25 protein-coding genes and 1 other RNA gene are annotated in these 25,850 nt (G+C 67.1%); 11 read left to right on the forward strand and 15 right to left on the reverse strand.

What is annotated here, in order from left to right; genetic code table 11:
* Positions 1-7: 7 nt before the first annotated feature.
* Both J2T47_RS02970 and J2T47_RS02975 read right to left on the reverse strand, forming a co-directional pair.
* Positions 8-1,867: a sensor domain-containing diguanylate cyclase gene (locus J2T47_RS02970; RefSeq protein WP_253442253.1), complete on the reverse strand. Its 1,860-nt coding sequence runs from the start codon at positions 1,865-1,867 to the stop codon at positions 8-10.
* Positions 1,868-1,911: 44 nt separating this feature from the next.
* Positions 1,912-2,373, reverse strand: coding sequence for an EVE domain-containing protein (locus J2T47_RS02975; protein WP_253442255.1), 462 nt, complete (start codon positions 2,371-2,373; stop codon positions 1,912-1,914).
* A gap of 323 nt (positions 2,374-2,696) precedes the next feature.
* Between J2T47_RS02975 and J2T47_RS29175 the strand changes: the two genes are divergently transcribed.
* Positions 2,697-2,831 (forward strand): hypothetical protein, encoded by a 135-nt coding sequence (locus J2T47_RS29175; protein ID WP_128082560.1) that lies wholly within the window; start codon positions 2,697-2,699, stop codon positions 2,829-2,831.
* Between the two features lie 24 nt (positions 2,832-2,855).
* Here the strand turns inward: J2T47_RS29175 and J2T47_RS02980 are convergent, their stop codons facing one another.
* The 4 genes from J2T47_RS02980 to J2T47_RS02995 all read right to left on the reverse strand — a co-directional run bounded on the left by J2T47_RS02980 (position 2,856) and on the right by J2T47_RS02995 (position 4,240).
* Positions 2,856-3,485, reverse strand: coding sequence for a 5-formyltetrahydrofolate cyclo-ligase (locus J2T47_RS02980; protein WP_253442257.1), 630 nt, complete (start codon positions 3,483-3,485; stop codon positions 2,856-2,858).
* 9 nt (positions 3,486-3,494) lie between these two features.
* Positions 3,495-3,673: non-coding RNA, 6S RNA (ssrS, locus tag J2T47_RS02985), on the reverse strand.
* 31 nt (positions 3,674-3,704) lie between these two features.
* Positions 3,705-4,034, reverse strand: a complete 330-nt coding sequence (locus tag J2T47_RS02990) for a cell division protein ZapA (protein ID WP_045213134.1) — start codon at positions 4,032-4,034, stop codon at positions 3,705-3,707.
* Positions 4,031-4,240, reverse strand: coding sequence for a TIGR02449 family protein (locus J2T47_RS02995; protein WP_017521390.1), 210 nt, complete (start codon positions 4,238-4,240; stop codon positions 4,031-4,033). The genes J2T47_RS02990 and J2T47_RS02995 overlap by 4 nt, the downstream gene beginning before the upstream one ends.
* 182 nt (positions 4,241-4,422) lie before the next feature.
* On the opposite strand from J2T47_RS02995, the gene J2T47_RS03000 reads away from it, so the two are divergent.
* The 6 genes from J2T47_RS03000 to J2T47_RS03025 all read left to right on the forward strand — a co-directional run bounded on the left by J2T47_RS03000 (position 4,423) and on the right by J2T47_RS03025 (position 10,550).
* A complete protein-coding gene (locus tag J2T47_RS03000) occupies positions 4,423-4,977 on the forward strand; it encodes a UPF0149 family protein (protein WP_253442259.1) in 555 nt (184 codons plus the stop codon).
* 8 nt (positions 4,978-4,985) lie between these two features.
* On the forward strand, positions 4,986-6,320 hold the full coding sequence (pepP, locus tag J2T47_RS03005; RefSeq protein WP_081519531.1) for a Xaa-Pro aminopeptidase: 1,335 nt from the start codon (positions 4,986-4,988) through the stop codon (positions 6,318-6,320).
* A 1-nt stretch (position 6,321) separates the two neighbouring features.
* On the forward strand, positions 6,322-7,506 hold the full coding sequence (gene ubiH, locus J2T47_RS03010) for a 2-octaprenyl-6-methoxyphenyl hydroxylase (RefSeq protein WP_253442261.1): 1,185 nt from the start codon (positions 6,322-6,324) through the stop codon (positions 7,504-7,506).
* Positions 7,507-7,509: 3 nt separating this feature from the next.
* Entirely contained in the window at positions 7,510-7,992 is a 483-nt protein-coding gene (locus J2T47_RS03015) for a DUF4442 domain-containing protein (RefSeq protein ID WP_253442263.1), read from the forward strand.
* 50 nt (positions 7,993-8,042) lie between these two features.
* Positions 8,043-9,260 carry a 2-octaprenyl-3-methyl-6-methoxy-1,4-benzoquinol hydroxylase gene (locus J2T47_RS03020; RefSeq protein ID WP_253442265.1) on the forward strand — a complete coding sequence of 406 codons (1,218 nt, stop codon included), beginning with the start codon at positions 8,043-8,045 and terminating at the stop codon, positions 9,258-9,260.
* 288 nt (positions 9,261-9,548) lie between these two features.
* Positions 9,549-10,550: a Fe(3+) ABC transporter substrate-binding protein gene (locus J2T47_RS03025; protein ID WP_253442267.1), complete on the forward strand. Its 1,002-nt coding sequence runs from the start codon at positions 9,549-9,551 to the stop codon at positions 10,548-10,550.
* A 15-nt stretch (positions 10,551-10,565) separates the two neighbouring features.
* Here the strand turns inward: J2T47_RS03025 and J2T47_RS03030 are convergent, their stop codons facing one another.
* On the reverse strand, positions 10,566-10,904 hold the full coding sequence (locus J2T47_RS03030) for a hypothetical protein (protein WP_253442269.1): 339 nt from the start codon (positions 10,902-10,904) through the stop codon (positions 10,566-10,568).
* A gap of 176 nt (positions 10,905-11,080) precedes the next feature.
* Here J2T47_RS03030 and J2T47_RS03035 point away from each other — a divergent pair, with 176 nt between their 5' ends.
* The 4 genes from J2T47_RS03035 (at position 11,081) to gcvP (ending at position 17,304) form a co-directional block, all read left to right on the forward strand.
* Positions 11,081-12,700 (forward strand): ABC transporter permease, encoded by a 1,620-nt coding sequence (locus J2T47_RS03035; RefSeq protein ID WP_253442271.1) that lies wholly within the window; start codon positions 11,081-11,083, stop codon positions 12,698-12,700.
* Between the two features lie 112 nt (positions 12,701-12,812).
* A complete protein-coding gene (gcvT, locus tag J2T47_RS03040) occupies positions 12,813-13,895 on the forward strand; it encodes a glycine cleavage system aminomethyltransferase GcvT (protein WP_253442273.1) in 1,083 nt (360 codons plus the stop codon).
* 67 nt (positions 13,896-13,962) lie between these two features.
* Complete coding sequence (gene gcvH, locus J2T47_RS03045) at positions 13,963-14,352, forward strand: glycine cleavage system protein GcvH (protein WP_017521399.1); 390 nt, start codon at positions 13,963-13,965, stop codon at positions 14,350-14,352.
* Between the two features lie 75 nt (positions 14,353-14,427).
* Positions 14,428-17,304, forward strand: coding sequence for an aminomethyl-transferring glycine dehydrogenase (gcvP, locus tag J2T47_RS03050; protein ID WP_253442275.1), 2,877 nt, complete (start codon positions 14,428-14,430; stop codon positions 17,302-17,304).
* Between the two features lie 385 nt (positions 17,305-17,689).
* Here the strand turns inward: gcvP and J2T47_RS03055 are convergent, their stop codons facing one another.
* From J2T47_RS03055 to J2T47_RS03090, 8 genes are all read right to left on the reverse strand, one after another.
* On the reverse strand, positions 17,690-18,166 hold the full coding sequence (locus J2T47_RS03055) for a BRO-N domain-containing protein (RefSeq protein ID WP_253442277.1): 477 nt from the start codon (positions 18,164-18,166) through the stop codon (positions 17,690-17,692).
* Positions 18,167-18,723: 557 nt separating this feature from the next.
* On the reverse strand, positions 18,724-18,945 hold the full coding sequence (locus tag J2T47_RS03060) for a hypothetical protein (protein WP_253442279.1): 222 nt from the start codon (positions 18,943-18,945) through the stop codon (positions 18,724-18,726).
* 107 nt (positions 18,946-19,052) lie between these two features.
* Positions 19,053-19,379 (reverse strand): DUF2388 domain-containing protein, encoded by a 327-nt coding sequence (locus tag J2T47_RS03065; protein ID WP_253442281.1) that lies wholly within the window; start codon positions 19,377-19,379, stop codon positions 19,053-19,055.
* A gap of 112 nt (positions 19,380-19,491) precedes the next feature.
* Positions 19,492-19,809, reverse strand: coding sequence for a DUF2388 domain-containing protein (locus J2T47_RS03070; RefSeq protein WP_253442283.1), 318 nt, complete (start codon positions 19,807-19,809; stop codon positions 19,492-19,494).
* A gap of 90 nt (positions 19,810-19,899) precedes the next feature.
* Positions 19,900-22,317 carry a tetratricopeptide repeat protein gene (locus J2T47_RS03075; protein ID WP_253442285.1) on the reverse strand — a complete coding sequence of 806 codons (2,418 nt, stop codon included), beginning with the start codon at positions 22,315-22,317 and terminating at the stop codon, positions 19,900-19,902.
* 111 nt (positions 22,318-22,428) lie between these two features.
* A complete protein-coding gene (locus J2T47_RS03080; protein WP_253442287.1) occupies positions 22,429-23,709 on the reverse strand; it encodes a c-type cytochrome in 1,281 nt (426 codons plus the stop codon).
* A complete protein-coding gene (locus J2T47_RS03085) occupies positions 23,706-25,295 on the reverse strand; it encodes a GMC family oxidoreductase (protein ID WP_253442289.1) in 1,590 nt (529 codons plus the stop codon). The genes J2T47_RS03080 and J2T47_RS03085 overlap by 4 nt, the downstream gene beginning before the upstream one ends.
* A 2-nt stretch (positions 25,296-25,297) precedes the next feature.
* Positions 25,298-25,804: a sorbitol dehydrogenase family protein gene (locus tag J2T47_RS03090; protein ID WP_253442290.1), complete on the reverse strand. Its 507-nt coding sequence runs from the start codon at positions 25,802-25,804 to the stop codon at positions 25,298-25,300.
* Positions 25,805-25,850 lie beyond the last annotated feature (46 nt).

Consider the following 25,850-nt stretch of genomic DNA (forward strand, 5'->3'; position numbering starts at 1 on the left):
TGAGGGGTCAGGAAAGCGTGCGCTCCGAAACATCCACCGGCCACACGCACGTCTGGTTGCGGCCCTTGTTCTTGGCCGCGTACAGCGCCTGGTCGGCCTGGGCGATCAGCTGATCCGGCTCGGTATCCTGCCCCGGCGTGGCGATGGCCAGGCCGATGCTCACCGTCAGTCGCCCCAGCTCGCCGGCCGGATGCGCGACGCCCATCTCCGCCACCCGCTGGTGGACGCGCGCGGCGACATGGCTGGCGCCTTCCAGCCCGGTGTCGGTGAGGATGATGACGAACTCTTCGCCGCCATATCGGCAAGCCACATCGCCTTCGCGTTGCAGGCACTCCTGCAAGCAGCTGGCGAGGCGCCGCAGCGCATCGTCGCCGGCCAGGTGGCCGAGGCAGTCGTTGAAACGCTTGAAATGGTCGACGTCGAGCATCAGCACCGCCAGCGGCGCGTCGGCGCGGCGCAGGCGGCGCCATTCGCTCTGTAGCTGGCGGTCGAAATAGCGGCGGTTGAACAGGCCTGTGAGGCCGTCCTGCTGCGACAGCTTGTGCAGCTGCGCTTCCAGTTGCAGGCGCTCGCTGTTGTCGCGGGCCACGGCGATCAGGTAGTCGCGGTCGCCCTGGTGGATCAGCTGGGTGTTGATCTCCGCCGGCTGCAGGCTGCCGTCGCGGCGCTGCATCTCGCGCTGGAAGATCATCGACAAATTCAGCCGGTGCGCCTGCTGCACGAGCTGGAGCCAGGCATGGAAGCCGGGAATCAGCCGCTCCGGGTCATCGCGCAGCAGGTGGCGGAACTCCTCGGCGCTGTAGCCCAGGCCGTTGTAGGTGGCGCGGTTCATGTGCAGCAGCTCGCGCTGTTGCAGGTCGAAGATGAACAGCGCGTCACGGCTGGAGTCGGTGAGGTCCAGTGCCAGTTGCAGGCGTTCGCGGCTGTCGTGAAGGTGGGCTTCCACCGACTGGCGCTGCTGCGCTTCCTGGCTGAGCAGCTGGTTGCTGGCGCTCAGTGCGGTGGCGCGGCGGGCGTTCTCGCGGGCGAGGAAGAGTGCCGCCACCAACAGCAGGCTGATCGCCACGCCGCCACCGAACACTACCATCGGCAAGGGCGTGGACAATGACTGCACCAGGGCTGTCGTGGGGCTGAGTTCCAGTTCGAAGCTGCGGTTGTTGAGCAGGCGCAGCGGCACCCGCAGGGTCTGTCCGGCATCGCCGGCGGGCTGGTCGCGCACGTAGAGCGGCCGGCCGTGCTCCAGCAGGCGCACGCTGAACAGGTGGTTGTCCGCCTGCCTGAGCAGGTTGTCCATCAGCGGGCCGACGCGGAAGACGCCCTGCATGAAACCGTCGAATTGCAGCCGGCCGCCGGCATCACGGATGTAAACCGGGGTGTAGAGCACGAAACCGCGCCCGCCCTGGACCAGCTCAACGCTGTCGCTCAGGCGCGGCTTGCCGCTGTCGCGGGCGGACATCGCGGTGGCGTAGTTGGGATGCTGCGGGGACAGCCGGAAGTTCAGCGCCGCCTCGTTGCCCTGCAGCGGTTCCAGCCAGCGGATGCGCAGCTCCGGGTCGGCCCACTGGATCGACTGGTAGCCGGGGAAGCTGCGCACGTAGAAGCGTGCGTCCAGCTCCCATTCGGGGCGGGGCATGCGGCCATGGTGAGTCCACAGTTGGGCAAGCAGGTCCAGACCCTGGACCTGCTCGTGGAGGTTGGCTTCCAGCTGGTGTGCGAGGCTGCGCCCCTGATAGGTCAGGCGCTCCTGCACACGCTGCCGTTCGCTGCCCGCCAGCTCCTCGCCCAGCCAGGCACTGGCGAGCAGGAGCACGCAGAGCAGACCGCCAAGCCCGAGGTATGCAGCGAGTGAGGACTGAAGGCGGTGCATGCGGCGGATTCCGGGGGCTTCAGTAACCTAATAGCACAGTGCCTCTATTTGTGCGCCAGGCCGACGACGATCGCCCACTGCTCGGCAGTGACCGGCATCACCGACAGGCGGCTGCCTTTCTGCACCAGGGGCATCTCTTCCAGCCCGGCCTGTGCCTTGAGCGTGCCCAGCGGCAGCACCGCGCGGAAGGCCTCGACGAAACTCACGTCGCGGGCCGTCCAGGGGTTCTTCTGGTCGCTGGCCTTGGGGTCGTGGTAATGGCTTTTCGGGTCGAGCGCGGTCGGGTCGGGGTAGGGCTCGCCGTCGATCTGCGCGATGCCGGCGATGCCCGGCTCGGGGCAGCTGGAGTGGTAGAAGAAGAACAGGTCGCCCGGCTGCATGCTGCGCATGAAGTTGCGCGCCTGGTAATTGCGCACGCCATCCCAGCGCGCGTTCTTCAGGCGCTGCAGGTCGTGGATCGACAGTTCGTCGGGCTCGGATTTCATCAGCCAGTAAGCGCGTGCCATCCGCGAGGGTCTCCTTTGCGTGGCGGGTCGGGATCTTCTTTTGATTTGGCTAAGGGTAGGCGGGCAGGTGTTTCCCTGCGACAAGCTGCCGGCTCGCCGGAAACAAATTGTAGGAAGAAGATGTAGGAATACCGGCATGAACATTGCCTGAAAGTGCCGGAAGTTTTGGGGGCGACTGCTCCTCCGACGATCGGTTGGCGTCAGAATTGCGAGAAGCTTTTCATTGTCGGAGAATGCCGCCGTTTTTAGCTTGGCCTGCCGGACGGATAAAAAAACCACCGCCGGCCATCGTTGACAGTTTGCCTGGAAGGGGGAGGCAATCGATGAAACGCAAGCCTGATCTTTTGTGGGTGTTGGTAATACTTTTCGGTCTGGGTGTCGTCACTACCGGTTACACCCAGAGCCTGTGGGAACAACGCCAGGGCAACGCCCCGGTGCAGGTCACCCAGCAGCCCTGACTCAGGGGACTGCTGCCGCCACGGTTATCGCAAGGAACGCGATTCCGTCGCGAGACGGCCATACCAGCCGCCGTCCGTCACTATGCCCATCAGCGGCACATCCCAGCTCGCCAGCTCCAGCTTGTCGACCTTCTGGCACTCGTGCGCCAGGCCCAATAGCGTCGGTTTCTGCCAATTTTTGCGCATGCCCAGGTAGGCCAGGGTCCGGTCGTAGAATCCCTTGCCCATCCCCAGGCGGCCGCCCTGCGGATCAAAACCGACCAGCGGTAGCAGCAGCAGGTCCAGCGCCCAGGCCGGGCGCTGGCGCCGGCGGTCGGCCTGCGGTTCGGCAATGTTGTAGCGGTTGCGTACCCAGCGCTCGCCGACGCCCACCTGCTGGAAGGTCATGTGCGTGCGTGGCCAGTGGGAGAGCACCGGCAGGTAGGTCGCCTTGCCACGCTTCTGCGCGGCCTTCATCAACGGGCGCGGGTCGATTTCGCCGTCAGCCGGCAGGTACAGGGCGACGTGCTTCGCCCGACGGAAATGCGGATGCTGCGCGAGCTGGCGATACAGGGCCTGGGCGGCGAGGCGTTGCTGCAGGGGAGTGAGCGCGCGTCTGGCCTGGCGCAACTGGCGGCGCAGGGCAGGGCGGGAAAGACCATCAGAGTGAATCATGGAAGGGTAAAGCTCCCCGGACATGCCGCTGTCGGGTTAGCCCTTGAACCCGAGAGTTCAAGGTGGTGGTTGCAGTAGGCTTTAAGGCTTTCCGTCGTGCGGACATGCACACCAGCCCAACTGGCAACCCCCGTTGTTGCAATTATCGGCTCAGGGACATCACCGACTGGCAAACACACCAGGGAGCGAGGCGATTATACCCCAAGGAAATTTCCCTGGTCAGACTTCACCCTGGTCTTTATCGGTGGTAGGGGTGTCTGTGGTCAGGGCGCGATCCACGCGCTCGAGCAGTTCGCGTACGCGTTCACGGGTGGAGCCGCTGTCGTGCTCCACGCGCTCCTGTTTGTGCAGCAGGTCGTGGGTGATGTTCAGGGCGGCCATGACCGCAACACGGTCGGCACCGATCACTTTGCCGCTGGAACGGATCTCGCGCATCTTGCTGTCCAGATAGCGCGCGGCGCTTTCCAGGTTGACGCGCTCGTCCGCGGGGCACGCGATGCAGTACTCCTTGTCGAGGATTTGGACGTTCAGGGTATTCGACTGGCTCATGAGTCCTGCTCCAGGGCTTTAAGACGCAAAATCATCGCTTCGACCTTCTGACGAGCCAAATCGTTCTTCTCGATCAGATGGGCGCGTTCTTCCCGCCAGCTTTTCTCGTTCGCCCGCAGCAGCCGGTTCTCGGCCTTGAGCTGTTCCAGGCGCTGGAGCAGCAGGTCGAACTTGGCGATCAGCGCGTGCAGGTCGGCGTCTTCCATGGGCTCTCGCTTGGGAGTTGCTTAAGTAATCGAGAACTATATAGGACTGCCGTGGGGGTGGGTCAACGCACGGCTGCCCGGCGCGTCGTCACATGGTCTTGCGGTGTGCGCCGGTGCTAGGATAAAGGACCATATTCTATGCGCGGCGCCTGATGGCGCCTAGCCGTCACCCGGGTTCGATCATGTCCACTTCCAGCTCCGCCTACACCGCCTTCGCCGCCCTGCTCGCCGAGGCCGCCCTGCCGATTTCCCCCGCCGAACTGCACGGCCACCTGCTCGGTCGCGTCTGCGCCGGGGGTGGCTTCGATCAGGCGGAGTGGTTGCAGGCCGCCGGCGACCTGCTCGGCGGCGAGCCGGGCGAGCGTCTGGGCGCGGCGCTGGGCGGCCTGCTGGGCATGGTCCAGCAGGACTTCAGCCAGGGCGAGATGGCCGTGGTGCTGATGCTGCCCAACGACGATGAACCGCTGCTGGAACGCGCTACCGCCCTGGGCCAGTGGTGCCAGGGCTTCCTCGCCGGCTTCGGCCTGGCGCTGCGCTCTCCCAGCCTGTCGGACGAAGCCGACGAAGTGCTGCAGGACATCGCCGCCATCGCCCAGGTCGGCGGCCAGCTGGAAGAATCCGAAGACGGCGAGGCCGACTACATGGAAGTGCAGGAATACCTGCGCGTCGCCCCGCTGCTGCTGTTCTCCGAATTCGGCAAGGTGCCGGCACCGGCCGAGAAACCCTCCCTGCATTGAGGTCGCGCATGATCCGTATCGCCAAGTCGGAATACGCCCGTCGTCGCAAGGCGCTGATGGCGCAGATGGAACCCAACAGCATCGCCATTCTCCCGGCGGCGCCGATGTACATCCGCAACCGCGACGTCGAGCACGTCTACCGTCAGGACAGCGACTTCCAGTACCTCACCGGCTTCCCCGAGCCGGAAGCGGTGATGGCGCTGATCCCCGGCCGCGAGCACGGCGAGTACGTGCTGTTCTGCCGCGAGCGCGATCCGGAGCGTGAACTCTGGGACGGCCTGCGTGCCGGCCAGGACGGCGCCATCGGCACCTTCGGTGCCGACGACGCCTTCCCCATCGGCGATATCGACGACATCCTCCCCGGCCTGATCGAGGGCCGCGACCGCGTGTACTACGCGCTGGGCGCCAACCAGGAATTCGACCGCCGGCTGATGGACTGGATCAACGTGATCCGCTCCAAGGCGCGCCAGGGTGCGCAGCCGCCGAACGAGTTCGTTGCCCTCGACCACCTGCTGCACGACCAGCGCCTGTACAAGAGCGCCGGCGAGGTGAAGGTGATGCGCTACGCCGCGGAAGTCTCCGCCGGCGCCCACATCCGCGCGATGCAGGCCTGCCGTCCGGGGCTCTACGAGTTCCACCTGGAAGCCGAGCTGGAATACGCCTTCCGCCTGGGCGGTGCGAAGATGCCGGCCTACGGCTCCATCGTCGCCACCGGCCGCAACGCCTGCATCCTGCACTACCGGGAGAACGACGCGCAGATCAAGGACGGCGACCTGATCCTGATCGACGCCGGCTGCGAGATCGACTGCTACGCCAGCGACATCACCCGCACCTTCCCCGCCAGCGGCACCTTCAGCCCCGAGCAGAAGGCCATCTACCAGCTGGTGCTGGACGCCAACATGGCGGCCTTCGACTACATCGCTCCGGGGCGCCACTGGAACGAAGCCCACGAGGCCACCGTGCGGGTCATCACCGCCGGCCTGGTGGAGCTGGGTCTGCTCAAGGGCGATGTCGACGAGCTGATCGAGCGCGAAGCCTACAAGGCCTTCTACATGCACCGTGCCGGCCACTGGCTGGGCATGGACGTGCACGACGTCGGCGAATACCGCGTCGGCGGCGAATGGCGCGTGCTCGAACCGGGCATGGCGATGACCGTCGAGCCGGGCATCTACATTTCCCCGGACAACACCGACGTGCCGAAGAAGTGGCGCGGCATCGGCGTGCGCATCGAGGACGATGTGGTCGTGACCAAAACCGGTTGCGAAGTGCTGACCAACGGCGTGCCGAAAACCGTCGCCGAGATCGAAGCGCTGATGGCCGAAGCCAAGGCCCAGGCTGCCTGACATGCAACGTACGCAAATGGCCATCATCGGTGGCGGACTCGTCGGCGCGAGCCTGGCGCTGATCCTCCAGGCCGGCGCCCGTGCGCGCGGCTGGCAGATCGTGCTGATCGAGCCCTTCGCCCCCGGCGATGCCTACCAGCCCAGCTATGACGCGCGCTCCTCGGCGCTGTCCTTCGGCAGCCGGCAGATCTACGAACGCCTCGGGCTGTGGCAGCAGATTTCCCAGCGTGCCGAACCCATCACCCAGATCCACGTCTCCGACCGCGGCCGCTTCGGCGCCGCACGCCTGACGGCGGTGGAAGAGGGCGTTCCGGCGCTGGGCTACGTGGTGGAGAACGCCTGGCTCGGCCAGTGCCTGTGGCGCGCGCTCGACCCGGAAGTGGTGAGCTGGCGCTGCCCCGCCGAAGTGCGCCGGATGGACGCCCTGGGCGATGGCTACCGCCTGACCCTGGACGACGACTCGCAACTGGACTGCGACCTCGCCGTGCTGGCCGACGGCGGCCGCTCCGGCCTGCGCGAGCAACTGGGCATCAACGTGCGCTCCTCGTCCTACGGGCAGACTGCGCTGATCGCCAATATCAGCCCGTCCGAAGCCCATCGCGGACAGGCCTTCGAACGCTTCACCGAGAACGGCCCGCTGGCCCTGCTGCCGCTTCCGGAAAACCGCTGCGCGCTGGTCTGGACCCGCAACGGCAGCGACGCCGAGCGCCTGCGCGAGCTGCCTGACGCGGCCTTCCTCGCCGAGTTGCAGGAAGCCTTCGGCTATCGCCTGGGCACCTTGCGCCAGGTCGGCGCACGCTACGGCTACCCGCTGAACCTGACCGAGGCCGACGAACAGATTCGCCCGCACCTCGTGGTGCTGGGCAACGCCGCCCACAGCCTGCACCCGATTGCCGGCCAGGGCTTCAACCTGTCGCTGCGCGACGCCAAGGCGCTGGGCGACCGCCTGTTGCAGGAAGACGCAGCGCCCGGTGATTTCGCCGTGCTGCAGCGCTACCTGGATGGCCAGCGCCTGGACCAGCAGATGACCGTCGGTTTTTCCGACCGCGTCACCCGGCTGTTCTCCAATGCCCAGCCGCTGCTGGCCACCGGCCGCAACATCGGCCTGCTCGGCCTCGACCTGCTGCCCCCGGCCAAGCGCTGGTTCGCCCGCCAGGCCATGGGCCTGGGCGCCCGGCCGGTCTGATCGATGGAGTCGCCAAAAAGCGCCCGCCGCGCCCGCCTGCTGCGTTTCGGCCTGAACCTCTACCCGCCGTACCTCGGTGCCGGGGTGCGGGTGCGCCACATCAGCGCGGATTTTCGCGAGGTGCGGGTGAAGATGGGCCTGAACCTGTTCAACCGCAATTACGTCGGCACCCAGTTCGGCGGCAGCCTGTACAGCATGACCGATCCCTTCTTCATGCTGATGCTGATGGAGAACCTGGGGCGCGACTACATCGTCTGGGACAAGGCCGCCAACATCGAATTCATCAGTCCCGGCAAGGGGCCGGTGTATGCCGATTTCCGCATTGACCAGCTGCTGATCGACGACATCCGTGAGCACACCGCCGCGGGCGAGAAGTATCTGCCGCGCCTGCATGCCGAAGTGCGTGACGGCGAAGGCACCCTCGTGGCGCGGGTGCAGAAGACCCTGTACGTAAGGCTCAAGCCGCGCGCGCGGCAGGCCGCTTGAATTTCGATGCCCGCGCAGGTGCTGCGCGGGCCGCTGAAGAAGGAACGCACATGCACGCGGATCTGGTAATCGTCGGGGCGGGAATGGTCGGCAGCGCGCTGGCCCTGGCCCTGGAAGGCAGCGGGCTGGATATCCTGCTGCTGGACGGCTCGCCGCTGAGCGTCAAGCCGTTCGACCGCGAAGCGCCCTTCGAGCCGCGCGTGAGCGCGCTGTCCGAGGCCAGCCGGCGCATCCTCCAGCGCTTGCACGCCTGGGACGGCATCGCCGCACGGCGTGCCGAGCCCTACTGCGAGATGCAGGTGTGGGATGGCTCGGGCACCGGGCAGATCCACTTCAGCGCCGCCAGCGTGCATGCCGAGATGCTCGGCCACATCGTCGAGAACCGCGTGGTGCAGGACGCCCTGCTGGAGCGCCTGCACGACTCCACCCTCGGCCTGCTGCCCAATGCGCGCCTGGAGCAGCTGCGCCACTCCGGCGACGACTGGCTGCTGAGCCTCTCCGACGGCCGCGAAATCCGCACGCCGCTGGTGGTCGCCGCCGACGGCGCCAACTCTGCCGTGCGCCGCCTGGCTGGCTGTGCCACCCGCGAGTGGGATTACCTGCACCACGCCATCGTCACCAGCGTGCGCTGCGAGAAGCCGCACCAGGCCACCGCCTGGCAGCGCTTCACCGACGACGGTCCGCTGGCCTTCCTGCCGCTGGCGAAGGAGGGCGACGCGCACTGGTGCTCGATCGTCTGGTCGACCACCCCGGAGCAGGCGGAAAAACTCATGGCGCTGGACGACGAGGGCTTCTGCAAGGCCCTGGGCCTGGCCTTCGAGCATCGCCTGGGCGCCATCGAACACGCCGACCGCCGTCTGTGCATCCCGCTGCGCCAGCGCCACGCCAAGCGTTATGTCGAGCCAGGGCTGGTGCTGATCGGCGACGCCGCGCACACCATCCACCCGCTGGCCGGGCAGGGCGTGAACCTGGGCTTCCTGGATGCTGCGGTGCTCGCCGAGGTGATCGAACACGCCCACGCCCGTGGCGAGAACATCGCCGAGGAGCGCGTGCTGAGCCGCTACGAGCGTCGGCGGATGCCGCACAACCTGGCGATGATGGCGGCGATGGAGGGCTTCCAGCGCCTGTTCCAGGCCGACCCGCTGGCCGTGCGCTGGCTGCGCAACGCCGGGCTGCGGCTGGTGGACAAGCACCACGAGGCCAAAGGCGTGTTCGTGCGTCAGGCGCTGGGGCTGTCGGGTGATCTGCCGGAGTTGGCGCGGGTTTGACGGGAGAGTCCGAGCGGCGTTTGCCCTCTCCCCCCGCCCTCTCCCTGAAGAGAGAGGGAGCCATCTGTGCCGGCTGAAACTTGAGCGTCATTCTGTGCCGATCCAGTCCCCTCTCCCTTCGGAGCGGGGCGCGCAGCCAGGGTTAGGGAGAGGGCCTCTCGCTTCGCACCGGCCCCCCCGCGACCTCAAACCACACCCCATCGAAACACCCCGACACAAACGCGCGGCTCGTTAGCAAATGAGGTTCCTTATCATTTGCGGGATATCTTCCCCGCAAAGGACAAGCTCATGCTCGTGCGCAAAGGTCTTCTCGCCACCCTCCTGCTGGCCGCCTTCGGTAGCACCGCCCAGGCCGCCGACGAAGTGGTGGTCTATTCCTCGCGCATCGACGAGCTGATCAAGCCGGTATTCGACGCCTACACCGAAAAGACCGGGGTGAAGATCAAGTTCATCACCGACAAGGAAGCGCCGCTGATGGTGCGGATCAAGGCCGAGGGCGCCAACACCCCGGCTGACCTGCTGCTCACCGTCGACGCCGGCAACCTCTGGCAGGCCGAGAAGATGGGCATCCTGCAGCCCTTCGATTCACCGACCCTGGATGCCAACATCCCGCCGCAGTATCGCTCCGGCACCGACAGCTGGACCGGCCTGTCGCTGCGCGCGCGGACCATCGCCTATTCGACCCAGCGGGTGAAGCCCGAGGAACTGTCGACCTACGAAGAGCTGGCCGATGCGAAGTGGGAAGGCCGCCTGTGCCTGCGCACCGCGAAGAAGGTCTACAACCAGTCGCTGACCGCGACCCTGATCGAGACCCACGGCGCGGAGAAGACCGAGGAAATCCTCAAGGGTTGGGTGAACAACCTGGCGACCGACGTGTTCTCCGACGACAACGCGTTGCTGCAGGCCATCGCCGCCGGCCAGTGCGACGTCGGCATCGTCAACACCTACTACTACGGGCGCATGCACAAGGACAATCCGCAGCTGCCGGTGAAGCTGTTCTGGCCGAACCAGGGCGACCGTGGCGTGCACGTCAACCTGTCGGGTATCGGCCTGACCAAGCATGCGCCGCACCCGGAAGCCGCGAAGAAGCTGGTCGAATGGATGACCGGCCCGGACGCCCAGTCGCTGTTCGCCGGCATCAACCAGGAATTCCCGGCCAACCCGAAGGTGGCGCCGTCGCAGGAAGTGGCGGCCTGGGGTGAATTCAAGGCCGACAGCATCCCGGTGGAAATCGCCGGCAAGCGCCAGGCCGAAGCGATCAAGCTGATGGATCGCGCCGGCTGGAACTGACCTGAATCCAGCGCCTCAACGGGCGCCGGCGGCGTCCGAGTGGCTGACCGAGAGTGCCTTGCCGTCGTCGCCGAGCAGGCAGATGAACTCGCCGTCGGACTGCTCGCCCCGGCGCAGTTGCGCGACCAGCCGCTTGCTCGCCGGCTGGCCGTCCACCGAGCCTTCGTAGGCTTCCTCGCGGATTGAGCCTGACTCGATCCAGGTCTGCTGCCAGCGCTCCTGCAGTTGCGGATCCGCGGCGACCTTGCTCACGGCCATGGCCAGGCAGGATTCGAAGGGGGTGGATTCGTCGGCCAGGGCCAGGCTGCAGAGTGGCAACAACAGCAGGCCGGAAAGGCGGTGGAGTGACGACATGGGACTTTTTCCTTGGGGACGGCAGTGGCAGAGTGGCCGATTCGACCGCCGTACCTTGCGCTTTATCCCTACCGGGTGAGCATCGGGCGAATTCGATTTCAATGAGGGAAATTTCGCTCAGATGCCTGGCGAGATTTCCCACGAACACCCGCTGATGTCCTGGAAACACGCAACGCATGCGCGCCAACCGCTGGTACCCCATCACCTTCGCCGTCGCCGCCCTGGTCCTGCTGCCCATCAGCGTCCTGCTGCTGAGCTGGGCGGAGATCGACCGCGAAATCTGGTCGCACCTGTGGGAAACCCAGATGCCCCGCCTGCTGGGCAACACCCTGGTGCTGGTGGCTGGCGTGGGCGTCGGCGTCACCGTGCTGGGCGTCAGCCTGGCGTGGCTCACCAGCCTCTGCGAATTCCCCGGCCGGCGCTGGCTGGACTGGGCGCTGATGCTGCCGTTCGCGGTGCCGGCCTACGTGCTGGCGTTCGTCTTCGTCGGCCTGCTGGACTTCTCCGGCCCCGTGCAGACGCTGCTGCGCGACTGGTTCGGCAGCGGCCTGCGGCTGCCGCGCGTGCGCTCCACCGGCGGCGTGATCACGGTGCTGGTGCTGGTCTTCTACCCCTACGTCTACCTGCTCGCGCGCACCGCCTTCCTCGCCCAGGGGCGCGGCCTGATGGAAGCGGCGCGGGTGCTCGGGCTATCGCCCCTGGCGGCCTTCTGGCGCGTCGCCCTGCCCATGGCGCGGCCGGCCATCGGTGCCGGGCTGGCGCTGGCGATCATGGAGACCCTGGCGGATTTCGGCACCGTCTCGGTATTCAACTTCGATACCTTCACCACCGCCGTCTACAAGACCTGGTACGGCTTCTACAGCCTCTCCAGCGCCACCCAGCTGGCCAGTCTGTTGCTGCTGTTCGTCATGCTGGTGCTGCTGGGCGAGCGCTACAGCCGTGGTCGCAGCGGTGTGCCCAACGAGCGTCCGCGCGGCGCGGCGCTGTACCGGCTGCACGGCTGGAAGGCCTTCGCCGCCAGCGCCTGGTGCCTGCTGGTGTTCGCCTGCGCCTTCGTCATCCCGATGCTGCAACTGGTGGTCTGGGTCTGGCAGAAGGGCCGTTTCGACCTCGACGAGCGCTACTGGGGCCTGATCCTCCACAGCCTCTACCTCGGCGGCCTGGCGGCGCTGATCACGGTCGGCGTGGCGCTGCTGCTGGTTTTCGCCCGGCGCCTGGCGCCGACGCCAGCGGTGCGCTCGGCGGTGGGCATCGCCAACCTCGGCTACGCGCTGCCCGGCTCGGTGCTGGCGGTGGCGATCATGCTGGCCTTCAGCTGGCTGGACAATCACGCGGTGATCCCGCTCTCCAGCGCCCTGGGTGGCGCCGGCAAGCCGCTGCTGCTGGGCAGCCTGGGGGCGCTGCTGGTGGCCTACCTGATCCGCTTCATGGCGGTGGCCTACAATCCGCTGGAGGGTGCGCTGGCGCGGATTCGCCCGTCGCTGCCGGAAGCTTCCCGCAGCCTGGGTGTCGGCGGCGTCGGCCTGTTCTTCCGCGTCTACCTGCCGCTGCTGCTGCCGGGAGCGCTGAGCGCCGCACTGCTGGTGTTCGTCGACGTGCTCAAGGAGATGCCGGCGACCTTGCTGATGCGCCCGTTCGGCTGGGACACCCTGGCCGTGCGCGTCTTCGAGATGACCAGCGAGGGCGAGTGGGCGCGCGCCGCGCTGCCGGCGCTGACACTGGTGCTGGTCGGGCTGTTCCCGGTGATCGGCCTGATCCGCCGCTCCGCGCGCCAGAGCGGTTCTTCGCGGCCCTGAGAATCGGCCGTCGGACAAGCTGTCCAGAGTCCTGCCATGCGACTACAATGCGCGCGTTTCGTGCGGGCCGTACTCGCGCTCCGCACCCGCCTCGCCCGGAAGGAGAACACCCATGGGACAGCGCACGCCGCTCTATGATTTGCACGTCGCCCTCGGCGCCAAGATCGTCGATTTCGGCGGTTGGGACATGCCGTTGCACTACGGTTCGCAAGTCGAAGAGCACCACCAGGTACGTCGCGATTGCGGCGTGTTCGACGTTTCCCACATGACCGTGGTCGACGTCACCGGTCCGCAGGCCAAGGAATACCTGCAGCGACTCCTGGCCAACGATGTCGAACGACTTCAGGTTCCGGGCAAGGCGCTGTACAGCGGCATGCTCAACGAACGCGGCGGCGTGGTCGACGACCTGATCGTCTACCTTGGCGTGTACGGCTACCGCGTGGTGGTCAACGCCTCCACCCGCGACAAGGACATGGCCTGGATGCAGGCCCATACCGAAGGCTTCGACGTCACCCTGACCGAGCGCCCCGACCTCGCGATGCTCGCCGTGCAGGGGCCCAACGCCCGCGACAAGACCGCCGACCTGGTCACGCCCTCGCGCGCCGCGCTGATCCGCGAACTCAAGCCCTTCCAGGGCAAGGCCGACGGTGACTGGTTCATCGCCCGCACCGGCTACACCGGCGAGGACGGCCTGGAAATCATGTTGCCGGCCGTCGAGGCGCAAGGCTTCCTCAACGACCTGGTCGGCGCCGGCATCGCTCCGGCCGGCCTCGGCGCGCGCGACACGCTGCGCCTGGAAGCCGGGATGAACCTCTACGGCCAGGACATGGACGAAGACGTCACCCCGCTGGCCGCCAACATGGGCTGGACCATCGCCTGGGAACCCGAAGGCCGCGACTTCATCGGCCGCGCGGCGCTGCAAGCGCAGAAAGCCGCCGGCGATGCGCCCAAGCTGGTCGGCCTGGTGCTGGAAGAGCGCGGCGTGCTGCGCGCCCACCAGGTGGTTCGCGTCGCCGGTGTCGGCGAAGGCGAGATCACCAGCGGCAGCTTCTCCCCCACCCTCGGCAAATCCATCGCCCTGGCCCGCGTGCCGGCGGCTACCGGCGATCGAGCCGAAGTGGAGATCCGCGGCAAGTGGTACCCGGTTCGCGTCGTTCAGCCGAATTTCGTGCGTCATGGCAAAGCCCTGATCTAAATTGCATGATCTAACTTAGAAGAGGGTGGCATCGCCGCCCGTCGCCCAGTCCTCGAGGAACAACAAGATGAGCAATATCCCCGCCGACCTGCGTTACGCCGCCAGCCACGAGTGGGCGCGCCTGGAAGCCGACGGTAGCGTGACCGTGGGCATCTCCGACCATGCCCAGGAAGCCCTGGGCGACGTGGTCTTCGTCGAACTGCCGGAAGTGGGCAAGACCCTCGCCGCCGGCCAGGAAGCCGGTGTCGTCGAGTCGGTGAAGGCCGCCTCGGACATCTACGCCCCGGTGGGCGGCGAAGTCATCGCCGTCAACGACGTGCTGGCCGACACCCCCGAAGAAGTGAACAACGACCCCTACGGTTCCTGGTTCTTCAAGCTCAAGCCGAGCAACCCGGCTGAGCTGGACAAGCTCCTCGACGCCGCCGGCTACCGCGCTGCCAGCGACGCCGACGCGTAAGACACTGCTGTAACCACAGGCCTCGACTCGTCGGGGCCTGTTCTTTTCAGGGAACGTCCTTTCGAGACCGTGGCCATGTCGAACACCCCTTCGCTCTCCCAGCTGCACCAGCCTGATGCCTTCCTCGCCCGCCACCTGGGCCCCGATGCCGCCGAGCAGCAAGCCATGCTCGACACCCTCGGGCTCGGCAACCGCGACGACCTGATCGTGCAGACGGTGCCCCCGGCGATCCGCCTGAACCGGCCGCTGGACCTGCCGGCTGCCCTCGACGAGCAGGGTGCGCTGGCCAGGCTGAAGGGATACGCACAGCAGAACGAGCTGTGGACCAGCCTGATCGGCACCGGCTACTACGGCACCCTGACCCCTACCGTCATCCTGCGCAACGTGCTGGAAAATCCGGGCTGGTACACCGCCTACACCCCGTACCAGCCGGAGATCGCCCAGGGCCGTCTGGAATCCCTGCTGAACTTCCAGCAGATGACCATCGACCTCACCGGCCTCGACCTCGCCAGCGCCTCGCTACTCGACGAAGCTACCGCCGCCGCCGAGGCCATGGCCCTGGCCAAGCGCGTGGCCAAGGCCAAGAGCAACCTGTTCTTCGTCGACGTGCATTGCCACCCGCAGACCATTTCCGTGGTGCAGACCCGCGCTGAAGCCTTCGGCTTCGACGTGGTGGTCGACGAGGTGGACAACCTCGGCCAGCACGCCGTGTTCGGCGCGCTGCTGCAGTACCCGGACACCTGCGGCGAAATCCGCGACCTGCGCGCGGTGATCGACGCCCTGCACGCCCAGCAGGCCATCGCCTGCGTCGCCAGCGATCTGCTCGCGCTGCTGCTGCTCACCCCGCCGGGCGAACTGGGCGCCGACGTGGTCCTGGGCAGCGCCCAGCGCTTCGGCGTACCCATGGGCTACGGCGGCCCGCACGCGGCGTTCTTCGCCTGCCGCGACGACTACAAGCGCGCCATGCCCGGGCGGATCATCGGCGTGTCCAAGGACGCCCGTGGCAACACCGCACTGCGCATGGCCCTGCAGACCCGCGAACAGCACATCCGCCGGGAGAAGGCCAACTCCAACGTCTGCACCTCGCAGGTGCTGCTGGCCAACATCGCCAGCCTGTACGCCGTGTACCACGGCCCGCAGGGCCTGAAGCGCATCGCCCAGCGCGTACACCGCCTGACCTCCGTGCTGGCCGCCGGCCTCGCCGGCAAGGGCGTGAAGCGGGTCAACCAGCACTTCTTCGACACCCTGACCCTGGACGTCGGCGCCCAGCAGCAGGCCATCGTCGAGCGCGCCCGCGCCGCCCGCGTCAACCTGCGCATCGTCGGTGAAGACCGCCTGGGCGTGAGCCTGGACGAAACCACCGGCGCCGCTACCCTGGCCAGCCTGTTCGACATCATCCTCGGTACCGGCCACGGCCTGGACGTTGCGCAACTGGACGCCGGCCAGGTTGCCGACGGCATTCCCGCCGCCCTGCAACGCAGCAGCGATTACCTGAGCCACCCGGTGTTCAACCGTCATCACAGCGAAACCGAGATGCTGCGCTACCTGCGCCAGCTCGAAGGCAAGGACCTGGCGCTGAACCAGTCGATGATCCCGCTGGGCTCCTGCACCATGAAGCTCAACGCCACCAGCGAGATGATCCCGATCACCTGGCCGGAATTCGCCAGCCTGCACCCCTTCGTGCCGCGCGAGCAGGCCGAGGGCTACCGCCTGATGATCGAGGAGCTGGAAAGCTGGCTCTGCGCGATCACCGGCTTCGACGCCATCTGCATGCAGCCCAACTCCGGCGCCCAGGGCGAGTACGCCGGCCTGCTGGCGATCCGCAAGTACCACGAGAGCCGTGGTGACGCGCACCGCAACATCTGCCTGATCCCGTCCTCGGCCCACGGCACCAACCCGGCCTCGGCGATCATGGCGAGCATGCGCGTGGTCATCGTCGAGTGCGACAAGGGCGGCAACGTCGACCTGGAGGACCTCAAGCGCAAGGCAGCCGAAGCCGGCGAGCAGCTGTCCTGCCTGATGATCACCTACCCGTCGACCCATGGCGTGTACGAGGAAGGCATCCGCGAGATCTGCGAGGTCATCCACAGCCACGGCGGCCAGGTCTACATGGACGGCGCCAACCTCAATGCCCAGGTCGGCCTGGCGCGCCCGGCGGACATCGGTGCCGACGTGTCGCACATGAACCTGCACAAGACCTTCTGCATTCCCCACGGCGGTGGTGGCCCGGGCATGGGCCCGATCGGCGTGAAGAAGCACCTCGCGCCCTTCGTCGCCAACCACCCGGTAATCCGCATCGAAGGCCCGAACCCGCTGAACGGCGCGGTGAGCGCCGCGCCCTGGGGCAGCGCGAGCATCCTGCCGATCAGCTGGATGTACATCGCCATGATGGGCCCGCAGCTGGCCGACGCCACCGAGGTGGCGATCCTCAACGCCAACTACCTGGCCCAGCAGCTCGATGGCGCCTTCCCGGTGCTCTACCGCGGCCGCAACGAGCGCGTTGCCCACGAATGCATCCTCGATCTGCGTCCGCTCAAGGCGCAGACCGGGATCAGCGAGGAAGACGTGGCCAAGCGCCTGATGGACTACGGCTTCCACGCGCCGACCATGTCCTTCCCGGTGCCCGGCACGCTGATGGTGGAGCCCACCGAGAGCGAGTCCAAGCATGAGCTGGACCGCTTCATCGAGGCGATGCTGTCGATCCGCGCGGAGATCGCCAAGGTCGAGACCGGTGAATGGCCGGCCGAGGACAACCCGCTCAAGCGCGCGCCGCACACCCTGGCGGACGTCACCGGGCTGTGGGACCGTCCCTATCAGATCGCCGAAGCGGTAACCCCGACCGAGCACACCCGCGCCTTCAAGTACTGGCCGGCGGTGAACCGCGTGGACAACGTCTACGGCGACCGCAACCTGTTCTGCGCCTGCGTGCCGGTGGACGATTACCGCGAGTGATTCGTGCGCCTGAGTGAGTTTGCGCTGAACTGAAAAAGCCGCCTCCGGGCGGCTTTTTCATGGGGCTTTTCGTAGGAGCGAGCTTGCTCGCGAATGGAGTTCCCGGCCGCTTCGGCGTTGGGCGGGTTCGCGAGCAATAACGATGGCGCCCCCTCGCTCCTACGCGACGGGGCAGGTCGAAGCGAATCCCAGAGCCGTAGGGCGGATAACCCGGAACGGGTAATCCGCCGGAAGCGCCACGGCGGATAACGCTGGCGCGTTATGCGCCCTACCAGGGCCTGCCGAGGGCACGACGTAGGATGGCGTGGAGCGCAGCGATACCCATCAGCTTCCGTGCGCCGACAGCAGGGGTATCGCTACGCTCCACCCGCCCTGCAAAAGCGGGTCAGGTACGCAGGTGGCTTTCCATCAGGCCAATGGCGTCGCGCCAACGCAGCCAGAGGTTGCCCTGCCAGTCCATCACCGGTAGCGCCTCGCCGAGCAACTGCTGCATCCGGCGGCGCGGCAGGCGGGCGTCGTGGTTGAACTGGTCACGCAGGGTGGGCACCACTTCGTTGCTCAGCCACTGGCGCAGGCTGCGGTTTTCCGGGTGGTAGCAGTAGACCAGCAGCAACGCGTAGAAGCCGCTTTCGCTGATCAGCAGCTCCGGCTCGGGGTAGCCGGCGAGGCGCTCGTGGCGGTGCTGGTCGCTGTCCAGGCGGGAGAGGAACGGCCCGGTGATCTTGTAGCTGAGCAGCTTGCCGAGGTCGCGGGCGACGAACCAGGCCTGCTGCTCGATCAGCAGGGCACGTAGCTGGCGGTTATAGCGGATGAAAGAAGTCGGGATCAGGCCGTCGTCGGCCGGGGAAATCGAAAGGTTCATGCTGGAGCTCCTTGCTGAATCAAGAAGCCGCCGCCCGAAACTGCCGAAGGAGGGAGGCGGACCGTGCAAGGGTGGAAACCAGCGCAGTGTCGTCACAAAGCCGGCCGGACCGAAGTCCGCCTCACACGGCCCGCCATAGACAGCAAAGCGAATCCGGCACCGAAGAGATGCCGGATCGCTACCGCTATAACGACAACAACACTGCACGGGTTTCCACGCCCGGCCACGATGACGCTGTGGCAGGGCGAAACGCTAAGCAGTGGGCTCGTAGGACCGCAACGCCGACGTGGCGTCAGGCGCTTCCCGGCGCGTTGCTCCTTGGCGTGCGGAATGCTCCGGGCTTAGGACGCTGGCTCAGGAAAGAGGATGGAGGGTGACAGGTCGGCAGGTGCGCGTCTGTCGGCTGATTCGATGCTTTTCGTAGGAGCGAGCTTGCTCGCGAACAGATTTCCCAGGGGGCGCCGGCGTTGTGCGGGTTCGCGAGCAAGCTCGCTCCTACAGGTAAACACCGGCGCTTACCGGCAAGGCAAGGCCCGGACCCGCTTGCAGTAGCGCTGTCAGGACTTGAGCTGCAAACGGCCGATCAGGCGGATCAGGAACACGAACAGCAGGATCATCAGCACGTTGCTGAGCATGCCGATCAGGTTGTAGAGGCTGGACGGCAGCAGGGAATACAGATCGAGGCCGACGACCGTGAACAGGCGATTCAGCAGCCAGAAGCCTTCACTGACGATCAGCAGGATCAGGGTGATCTTCAGCGGCTGGATGGGACCGTTCATGGGACACTCCGTGTCGGTTGGGGAGTGTCAGTACAGCACAGGGACGGCCCTGCGATGCGTCCACTGATGCGGCCCGTGACAGGCGCCAGGGGCCGCGCCGGTGGGTGTCACTGGGCGGATGCGTCATCGGGGCGGGTCAGGATGGCGTTGGCCAGCTCCATGTCGCTGCGGTCCTGCAGCGCGGCGTCATCGCTGCGCAGGCGGGTGAGGGCGGCTTCCAGGTAGGGGCCGCGGATGGCGCCGTCACTGGCGACGAAGGCGCTCGCATCGTCCTGGGCGGCGACGATCAGCTTGTCGTGCTTGAAGGTCAGGTAGGTCGACGCGGTGGTGGCGCCGGACGAGATGATGTCGCGCCAGAAATCGCCGTCGGCCATGGCCGAGGCAACGGGCAGGGCGATCAGGGCAAAGGCCGTGGCCAGTTTCGCGGTACGCATCGGGTACACCTCCGCAAGGTCCGTGTACAAGTGAGAGGCGCGGCGGTTGGCGGGAGTTCCAAGATTCTGCGGATGAGGTGCGCGAGCGGTCGCCCACGCACCTTGGCGACGCTTAGCGCTGGGCGGCGAGGATCGCCGAGGCCAGCTCGGCGTCACTGGCCTGGGCAAGGGCCGGATCGGCGCTGCGCATCTGCTGCAGCGTGGCTTCCAGGTAGGGGCCGCGGATCGCGCCGTCGGTGGCGATGAAGCTGGCGGCGTCGTCCTGTGCCGGGCCGATCATTTTGTGATCGTCATGGCTGGTCAGGTAGCTCGAGGCGGTGGTGGCGCCGGAGGTCAGGACCGAGCGCCAGAAGTCGCGATCTTCGGCCATGGCGCAGGTGAGGGGGAGCAGGGTGAGGGCTACGACAACAGGGGCAGAACGGCGACGCATGATGCTTCCTTGAGTGATTTCGCGCCTCTCAGAGCATCGGAAAATTCCGCGGTTCCGTCCTGTCGTCGGAAATGTCTGTCCTCGCAGCTGTCACTCGCGCTTGAGCGACGGGTCGTCCGGGTTCTGCTGCTCCAGCTCGGCTGTGAGTTGCTGCACCTTCTGGAACTGCCCGGACTCGCGCAGGTAGTCGAGCAGCACCATGCGCGCCGAGCGGTTGGCCGGGTGTTTCTGCAGCAGGGCTTCCAGCTCGTGGCAGGCGCCGTCGGCGTCGCCGGTGTCGTGCAGGGCAATCGCCAGCACATAGCGGAACTGGTCGTCCTCCGGAGCCAGGCGTACTGCCTCGCGCAGCTCCTTCAGGGCCTGTGGGTGCTGCCCCTGGCGGATCAGGGCAAGGCCATTGACGTGGTGCAGCAGCCCGGACGCCGGGTTCTGGCGCAGTGCCTCATCGAGCAGCTGGCGAGCGTCGGCCTGGCGACCGTTGGCCTCCAGCCACTGGATCAGGGTGACCGTGGCGGGCAGGAACGCCGGGTTGCGTGCGATGGCAGCGCGCAGCGCCGGTTCCACTTTTTCCGCCCGGTTGGTGCGCTGGTAGAGCATGGCGAGGTTGAGGTTCGCCTCGGCGCGTTCGGTCAGGTCATTCTGGACTGCTTCGTATTCGCCCAGGCCTTTTTCCAGGGCGGTGTTGAGGCCGGCGCGGGTCTGCGGCGGCAACTGCGCCAGTTGCCAGGCGGCGGCGATGCGCACGGCGCGGATCGGGTCGTCCAGCAGCGGCGCCAGCAGTGTCGGCAGCACCAGGCCCTGTTGCGGGCCGTTAGCGAGCGGCAGCAGTACGTTGATGGCCGCAGTGCGCACCTGCGGGTCGGGGTCCTTCAGTGCCATGGCGGCCAGTTCCAGCGAGCGCTGGCTGGGGTAGGCGGGCAGCTCGGCGATCAGCGTGGCGCGGCGGATCGCCGGCAGGCTCGGGTCGGCCAGCAGCAGGTGCAGCGCGCGGGACGCACCGGGCTTGCCATTGCGGGCTTTCCACAGGGTGTCGTCATAGCGCGGAACAGGATTGCTGGAGGCGTTGGCCTTGGCCGGCTGTTCGCTGGCGTACCACTGGCGGAACTGGTCGCTGATCTTCTTCGCCGGGGTGTCCTTGTGGCAGGCCAGGCAGGCATCCGGTGCACCGATGCGCTTCGCATGCGCGGGGTTGGGCAGGGTGAAGCCGTGGTCGTGGCGGTAGTCGTTGACCATGTAGTAGCGCCCCGGCATGTGGCAGGACGTGCACTGCGCGCCAGGGGTGCCGGGCTCGTGGTGGGTGTGTTCGGGGGAGTCGTAGTTCTTCGCCTGCAGGCCCTTGCCGTCGATCTGCGGACGCACTGCCTTGCCGGCGGTGTTGTGGCACTGCAGGCAGACGCCGTTACCCGGTGCTTTCAGCTCGCCGCTGTGGGGGTTGTGGCAGTCGGTGCACTGCACGCCCTTGGCGAACATCTTGCTCTGGGTGAAGGAGCCCCATTCGAAGACCTCGTCCTTGATCTTGCCGTCGATCTCGTAGAGTTCGCGGGTCAGGGTGCTGGGCAGGTAGTCGTCCATGAAGCGGTGATGGTTCTGGTAGCCGTCACCCAGCGGCGCGCGGCGGGCGTGGCAGCGCGCGCAGGTCTCGACGATGGTGCTCTGGCTGGCGTTCTGCAGCGGCACTTCAAAGCCTTTGCTGGCGTCGCCGTCGGGCTTCTGCGCCCATTCCAGGTGCTTCGACGCCGGTCCGTGGCAGGCCTGGCAGCCGACGCCGAGGCTGTTCCAGTGGCTGGCGAAGGTGTCGGTCTTCGCATCGTAATTGCGCTTGAAGCCGGTGGTGTGGCACTCGACGCACATGAAGTTGGCGTTCTGCGCAGGGCGGGTCCAGTGCAGTTCGTCCTTGAAGTCGATGCGCTGGCCGGGCATCAGCTGGAACCACTGGTGCTTGCGGCTATCCCAGGCGACGCCGAGGGCCTGCAGGCGGCCGCCCGGGTACTCAAGAAGATACTGCTGCAGCGGCTCGAAGCCGAAGGTGTAGGCGACCTTGAAGTCGGCCGGCTTGCCGTCGGCGCCGGGGGTGTTGACCCAGTACTCGCCGTCCTTGCGGAAGAAGTGGCTGGTCTCGGTTTCGCCCTTGAAGGTGACATCGGCGAAGTCGCCCAGGACGTTGCCTTCGGTGGCCGTTTTCATCGCCTGCTGGTGATGGGAGCCCTGCCAGTCCTTGATCTGCGTCTGGTGGCAGCCGCTGCAGGTGGCTTCATCCACCAGCCTGGCGGTCTGCACCACGGGTGTCGGCGCGGGAGGTTTGGCGGTGGTGACCGGAATCGGCGGGTGGCCGCTGGGCAGTCTGACGCCGCTGTCCTGTTCGACCCAGATCCACGCTCCGATGGTAGCCAGGAGCAATACCCCGACGAGGGCTGCGAGCCAGGCACGACCGCTACGGTTGGGCGGCGTGGTGGCGGAAGCGGGGGCAGGGGCGGGGCGAGGCTTCTTGGTCTTGGGGGACATGGACATCCGTTGTTCCGCGGCGACTCCTGAGTAGCGGAGCTTCCGTGAGTAGGCAGGGGCTGTCAACGCAGGCGGGGCGCATTTCTTTCAGGGTGGCGGCCCGCCACTACGCGTGCTTCAGGGTTGGCGGATTTCGGCGACTCGCGCGCTGTCGACCTTCACTTCCGGGTTGCCGAACTGCGCGGTGAGGTAGTTCACCAGGGTGGCGATCTGCTCGTCGTTCAGGGTGCCGGCGAAGCCGGGCATGAACATGTCTTCGTCGCCCACCTTGCGGTGCACGCCGCCGAGTACCACCTGCACCAGATTGTCCGGTTGCAGGGCACCGACTGCGCTGTTCTTCAGCAGCATCGGATAGTAGCCGTCCTTCACTCCTTCGCCACTCCAGGAGTGGCAGCTGGCGCAGTTGCCCAGGTAGAGACGGGCGCCGTCGTCGTGTTTCTGCGCGCCGAAGTCCTCGCCGCGCAGTTTGACCACGTCGTCCGCCGGCTCGCCCCAGGCGAAGCGCGACTTGCGCTCGCCATCGCTGACGGCGGGCACGCTGCGCAGGTAGCTGGCGATGGCCTGCAGGTCGGCGCCGGTCATGTACTGGAAGCTGTGCTGCACCGCCTCGGCCATGGGGCCTGCGGCCTGAGCCTTGCCGGGCACGCGGCCGGTCTTCAGGTACTGGACGATCTCCGCGTCGCTCCAGCCGCCGATGCCGCTGTGGGTGTCCGGGGTGATGTTGAAGGCGTACCAGCCGCCCAGCGCGGCGCCGGCGAGGAAGCCGGTGGTGCGTTCGTCCGTGGCCTTTTCCTGGAAGGCGATGCCGCGCGGCGTGTGGCAGGTGCCGCAGTGGGCCAGACCCTGGACCAGATAGGCGCCACGGTTCCAGGCCGCGCTCTGCTTCGGGTTGTTCTGGTAGACCGCGTCGTCGTGGAACAGCAGGTTCCAGATCGCCAGCGGCCAGCGCATGTCCAGCGGCCAGGTGATGTCGGAATCCTGGTTGGGCTGCGCGACCGCCTGCACGCCGCCTTCGAGGAACCAGGCATAGAGGGCGTGCATGTCCTCGTCGTTGATCTTCGCGTAGGCGGTGTAGGGCATCGCCGGGTAGAGCCGCGTGCCGCCCTTGGCCACGCCTTCGCGCACGGCGCGGGCGAAGTCTTCGTAGCGGTAGCTGCCGATGCCGGTCTTCGGGTCAGGGGTGATGTTGGTGGAGTACACCGCGCCCAGCGGCGTGGCCAGCGGCAGGCCGCCGGCGAAGGGTTTGCCGCCCGGCACGGTATGGCAGGCCGCGCAGTCACCGGCGCGGGCCAGGTATTCGCCGCGCTGCAGCAATTGCGCCGGCGCCGGGTCGAGGGCCTTGGCGGCATGGGCGAGCAGCGGTGCGGCCAGCAGGGCGAACAGCAGGAAAGGTTTCATGCCCTGGCCTCCCGCTTCAGGTGCTCGGCCAGGCGCAGGGCCAGGGCGGCGATGGTCAGGGTGCAGTTCACCGAGCCGACGGTGGGCATCACGCCGCTGCTGGCGATGAACAGGTTGGGGTGGTCGTGGCTGCGGCACTGGGCGTCCACCACCGAGTCCTTCGGGTCCGCGCCCATCAGCACGGTGCCGGTGATGTGGTTGTTGTTGGCGAAGCTGTCGTCGAACTTCACTTCTTCGCCACCCAGCAGCTTGGCCGCATGCTCGTAGACCTCGCGGGTGTGCACCGCGCTCCTGCGCACGTAGTCGTCCATTGCATAGGTGAATTCGGGCTTGGGGATGCCGGCCGCGTCGCGCTCTGTGGCGCTGGGCACGATGCGGTTCTGCGGGTGCGGGAGGATTTCGTGGAAGCTGTCGAAGCGCACGAAACGCGCGGCGCGGTCGCGGATCTTCTCCTCCAGGTCATGCCCCAGCAGCAGTGGCCCGTGGCGGATCAGTTCGGCGGCGACCTGGTCGGTGCGCGAGAGGTTGGACAGGTGGATCTTCTTCGAGGCGTATTCGCTGCGGAAGGCGCCGTCGCGGAAGCCCACCATGGAGGTCATCTCCTGCGGGCCGCGGCCCGGCCAGAGCTTCTCGTCGGCGTAGAACTGCACGGCGGTGCCGGGGTGGTCCATGAGGTTGCGGCCGACCATGTCGGAGCTGTTGCCGACCTCGGACATGAGCATCAGCTTGGGTGTCTCGATGCCGTTGGCAGCGAGGATGAAGGTGTCGCCCTCGACGCGCACCTCGTTGCCCTGCGCGTCCTTGTACAGCGCCGTGACTATCTTGCCGGCGTCGCCTTTCTCCAGCTTGAACACCACGGCGTTGTCGATCAGCCGGGCACCGGCGGCCTCGGCCTTGTCGACGTGGACGATGCCGTTGTACATGGCGCCGATGGGGCAGATTGGCATGCAGTTGTTGTTGCCGCAGCAGGTCGGGCGGCCATCGTAGGGGCGGCTGTTGCGCGCCACCGGCTCGGTGACCACGCGGTAGCCGTTGGCGTTGAGCAGGGTCTTGATGCGCTGCTCGTTCCACGACAGCGGCAGCGGTGGCATCGGATAGGGCCGGCTGCGTGGGGAGTCGAGTTCCTCGTCACCGGGGCCCCAGACGCCCAGCTCTTCCTCGGCGCGCTGGTACCAGGGCTCCAGCTCGGCGTACTCGATGGGCCAGTCGCGGCCCACGCCGTAGAGGCTGAGCAGCTTGAAATCGTTGGGCAGGAAGCGCCACGCGGACGCCGCCCAGTGCCAGGTGGTACCGCCCACGGCGCGGATGTACTGCACGTCGTAGGGGTGTTTGCCCTTCTGGATCAGGTAGTGGTTGTCCGGCTTGAACTGCGGGTGCGGGGCGAGCGGGCTGGACGGGTAGGGCGCCTGGTTGTCGGATTTGTCCGCCTGGTTGCGGAAGCGCTCGACGATCTCCCAGCGGCCCATGCGCGGGCCGGCTTCGAGGATCAGTACATCCTTGCCGGCCAGGGCCAACTGATGGGCCACCAGCGCGCCGGCGACGCCGGAGCCGACCACCACGAAGTCCGCACGTTGCGTATCGGCCATGCTCAGGCCCCCCGCTCGGTGGGCTGCGCGGCCCAGAAACCGGGCTGGTTCGGGCAGTAGCTGCGGATCACGAGTACGTCGTCGACGGCGCGGAACATCAGTGCCTGCTCGTAGGTGACCACGGTGGCGCCGTTGTCATCGCCGATCTGCCCCAGGTACCAGCCGCCGAGGATCTGTCGGGCCAGCCACTGCTGACGCTCGTTCCAGCCTTGCGGATCGTCGCCCAGGCGGTCGAGCAGTTCGCTCAGGCTCTGCTTGAGCGCGCTGTCACGCTGCGCCAGGGCCTGGAACAGCCGCTGGCCGATGCGCGGATCGAGGTTGCTGCGCCCGGTGAGGCGCTGGGAGAGGGTCATGAAGCCTTCCAGCTCGGTCGCGGCCTGGGGCGTCAGCGCGGCCCAGGTGCGCGCGGCGGGACTGAGCAGCACACCGCCGACGGCGGCACTGGCGCAGGCCACCGCCAGCAGGCGGCGGCGCGAAAGGGGGACGGCGGGCAGTGGTGCCTCGGACATGACGACCTCTCTTGCAACAGGCGAACGGTTGGGGAGTGCGGTCTGT

Origin of the sequence: Pseudomonas nitroreducens, assembly GCF_024170165.1 — a bacterium.
In the GTDB taxonomy this organism is placed as follows: Bacteria; Pseudomonadota; Gammaproteobacteria; order Pseudomonadales; family Pseudomonadaceae; genus Pseudomonas; species Pseudomonas nitroreducens_C.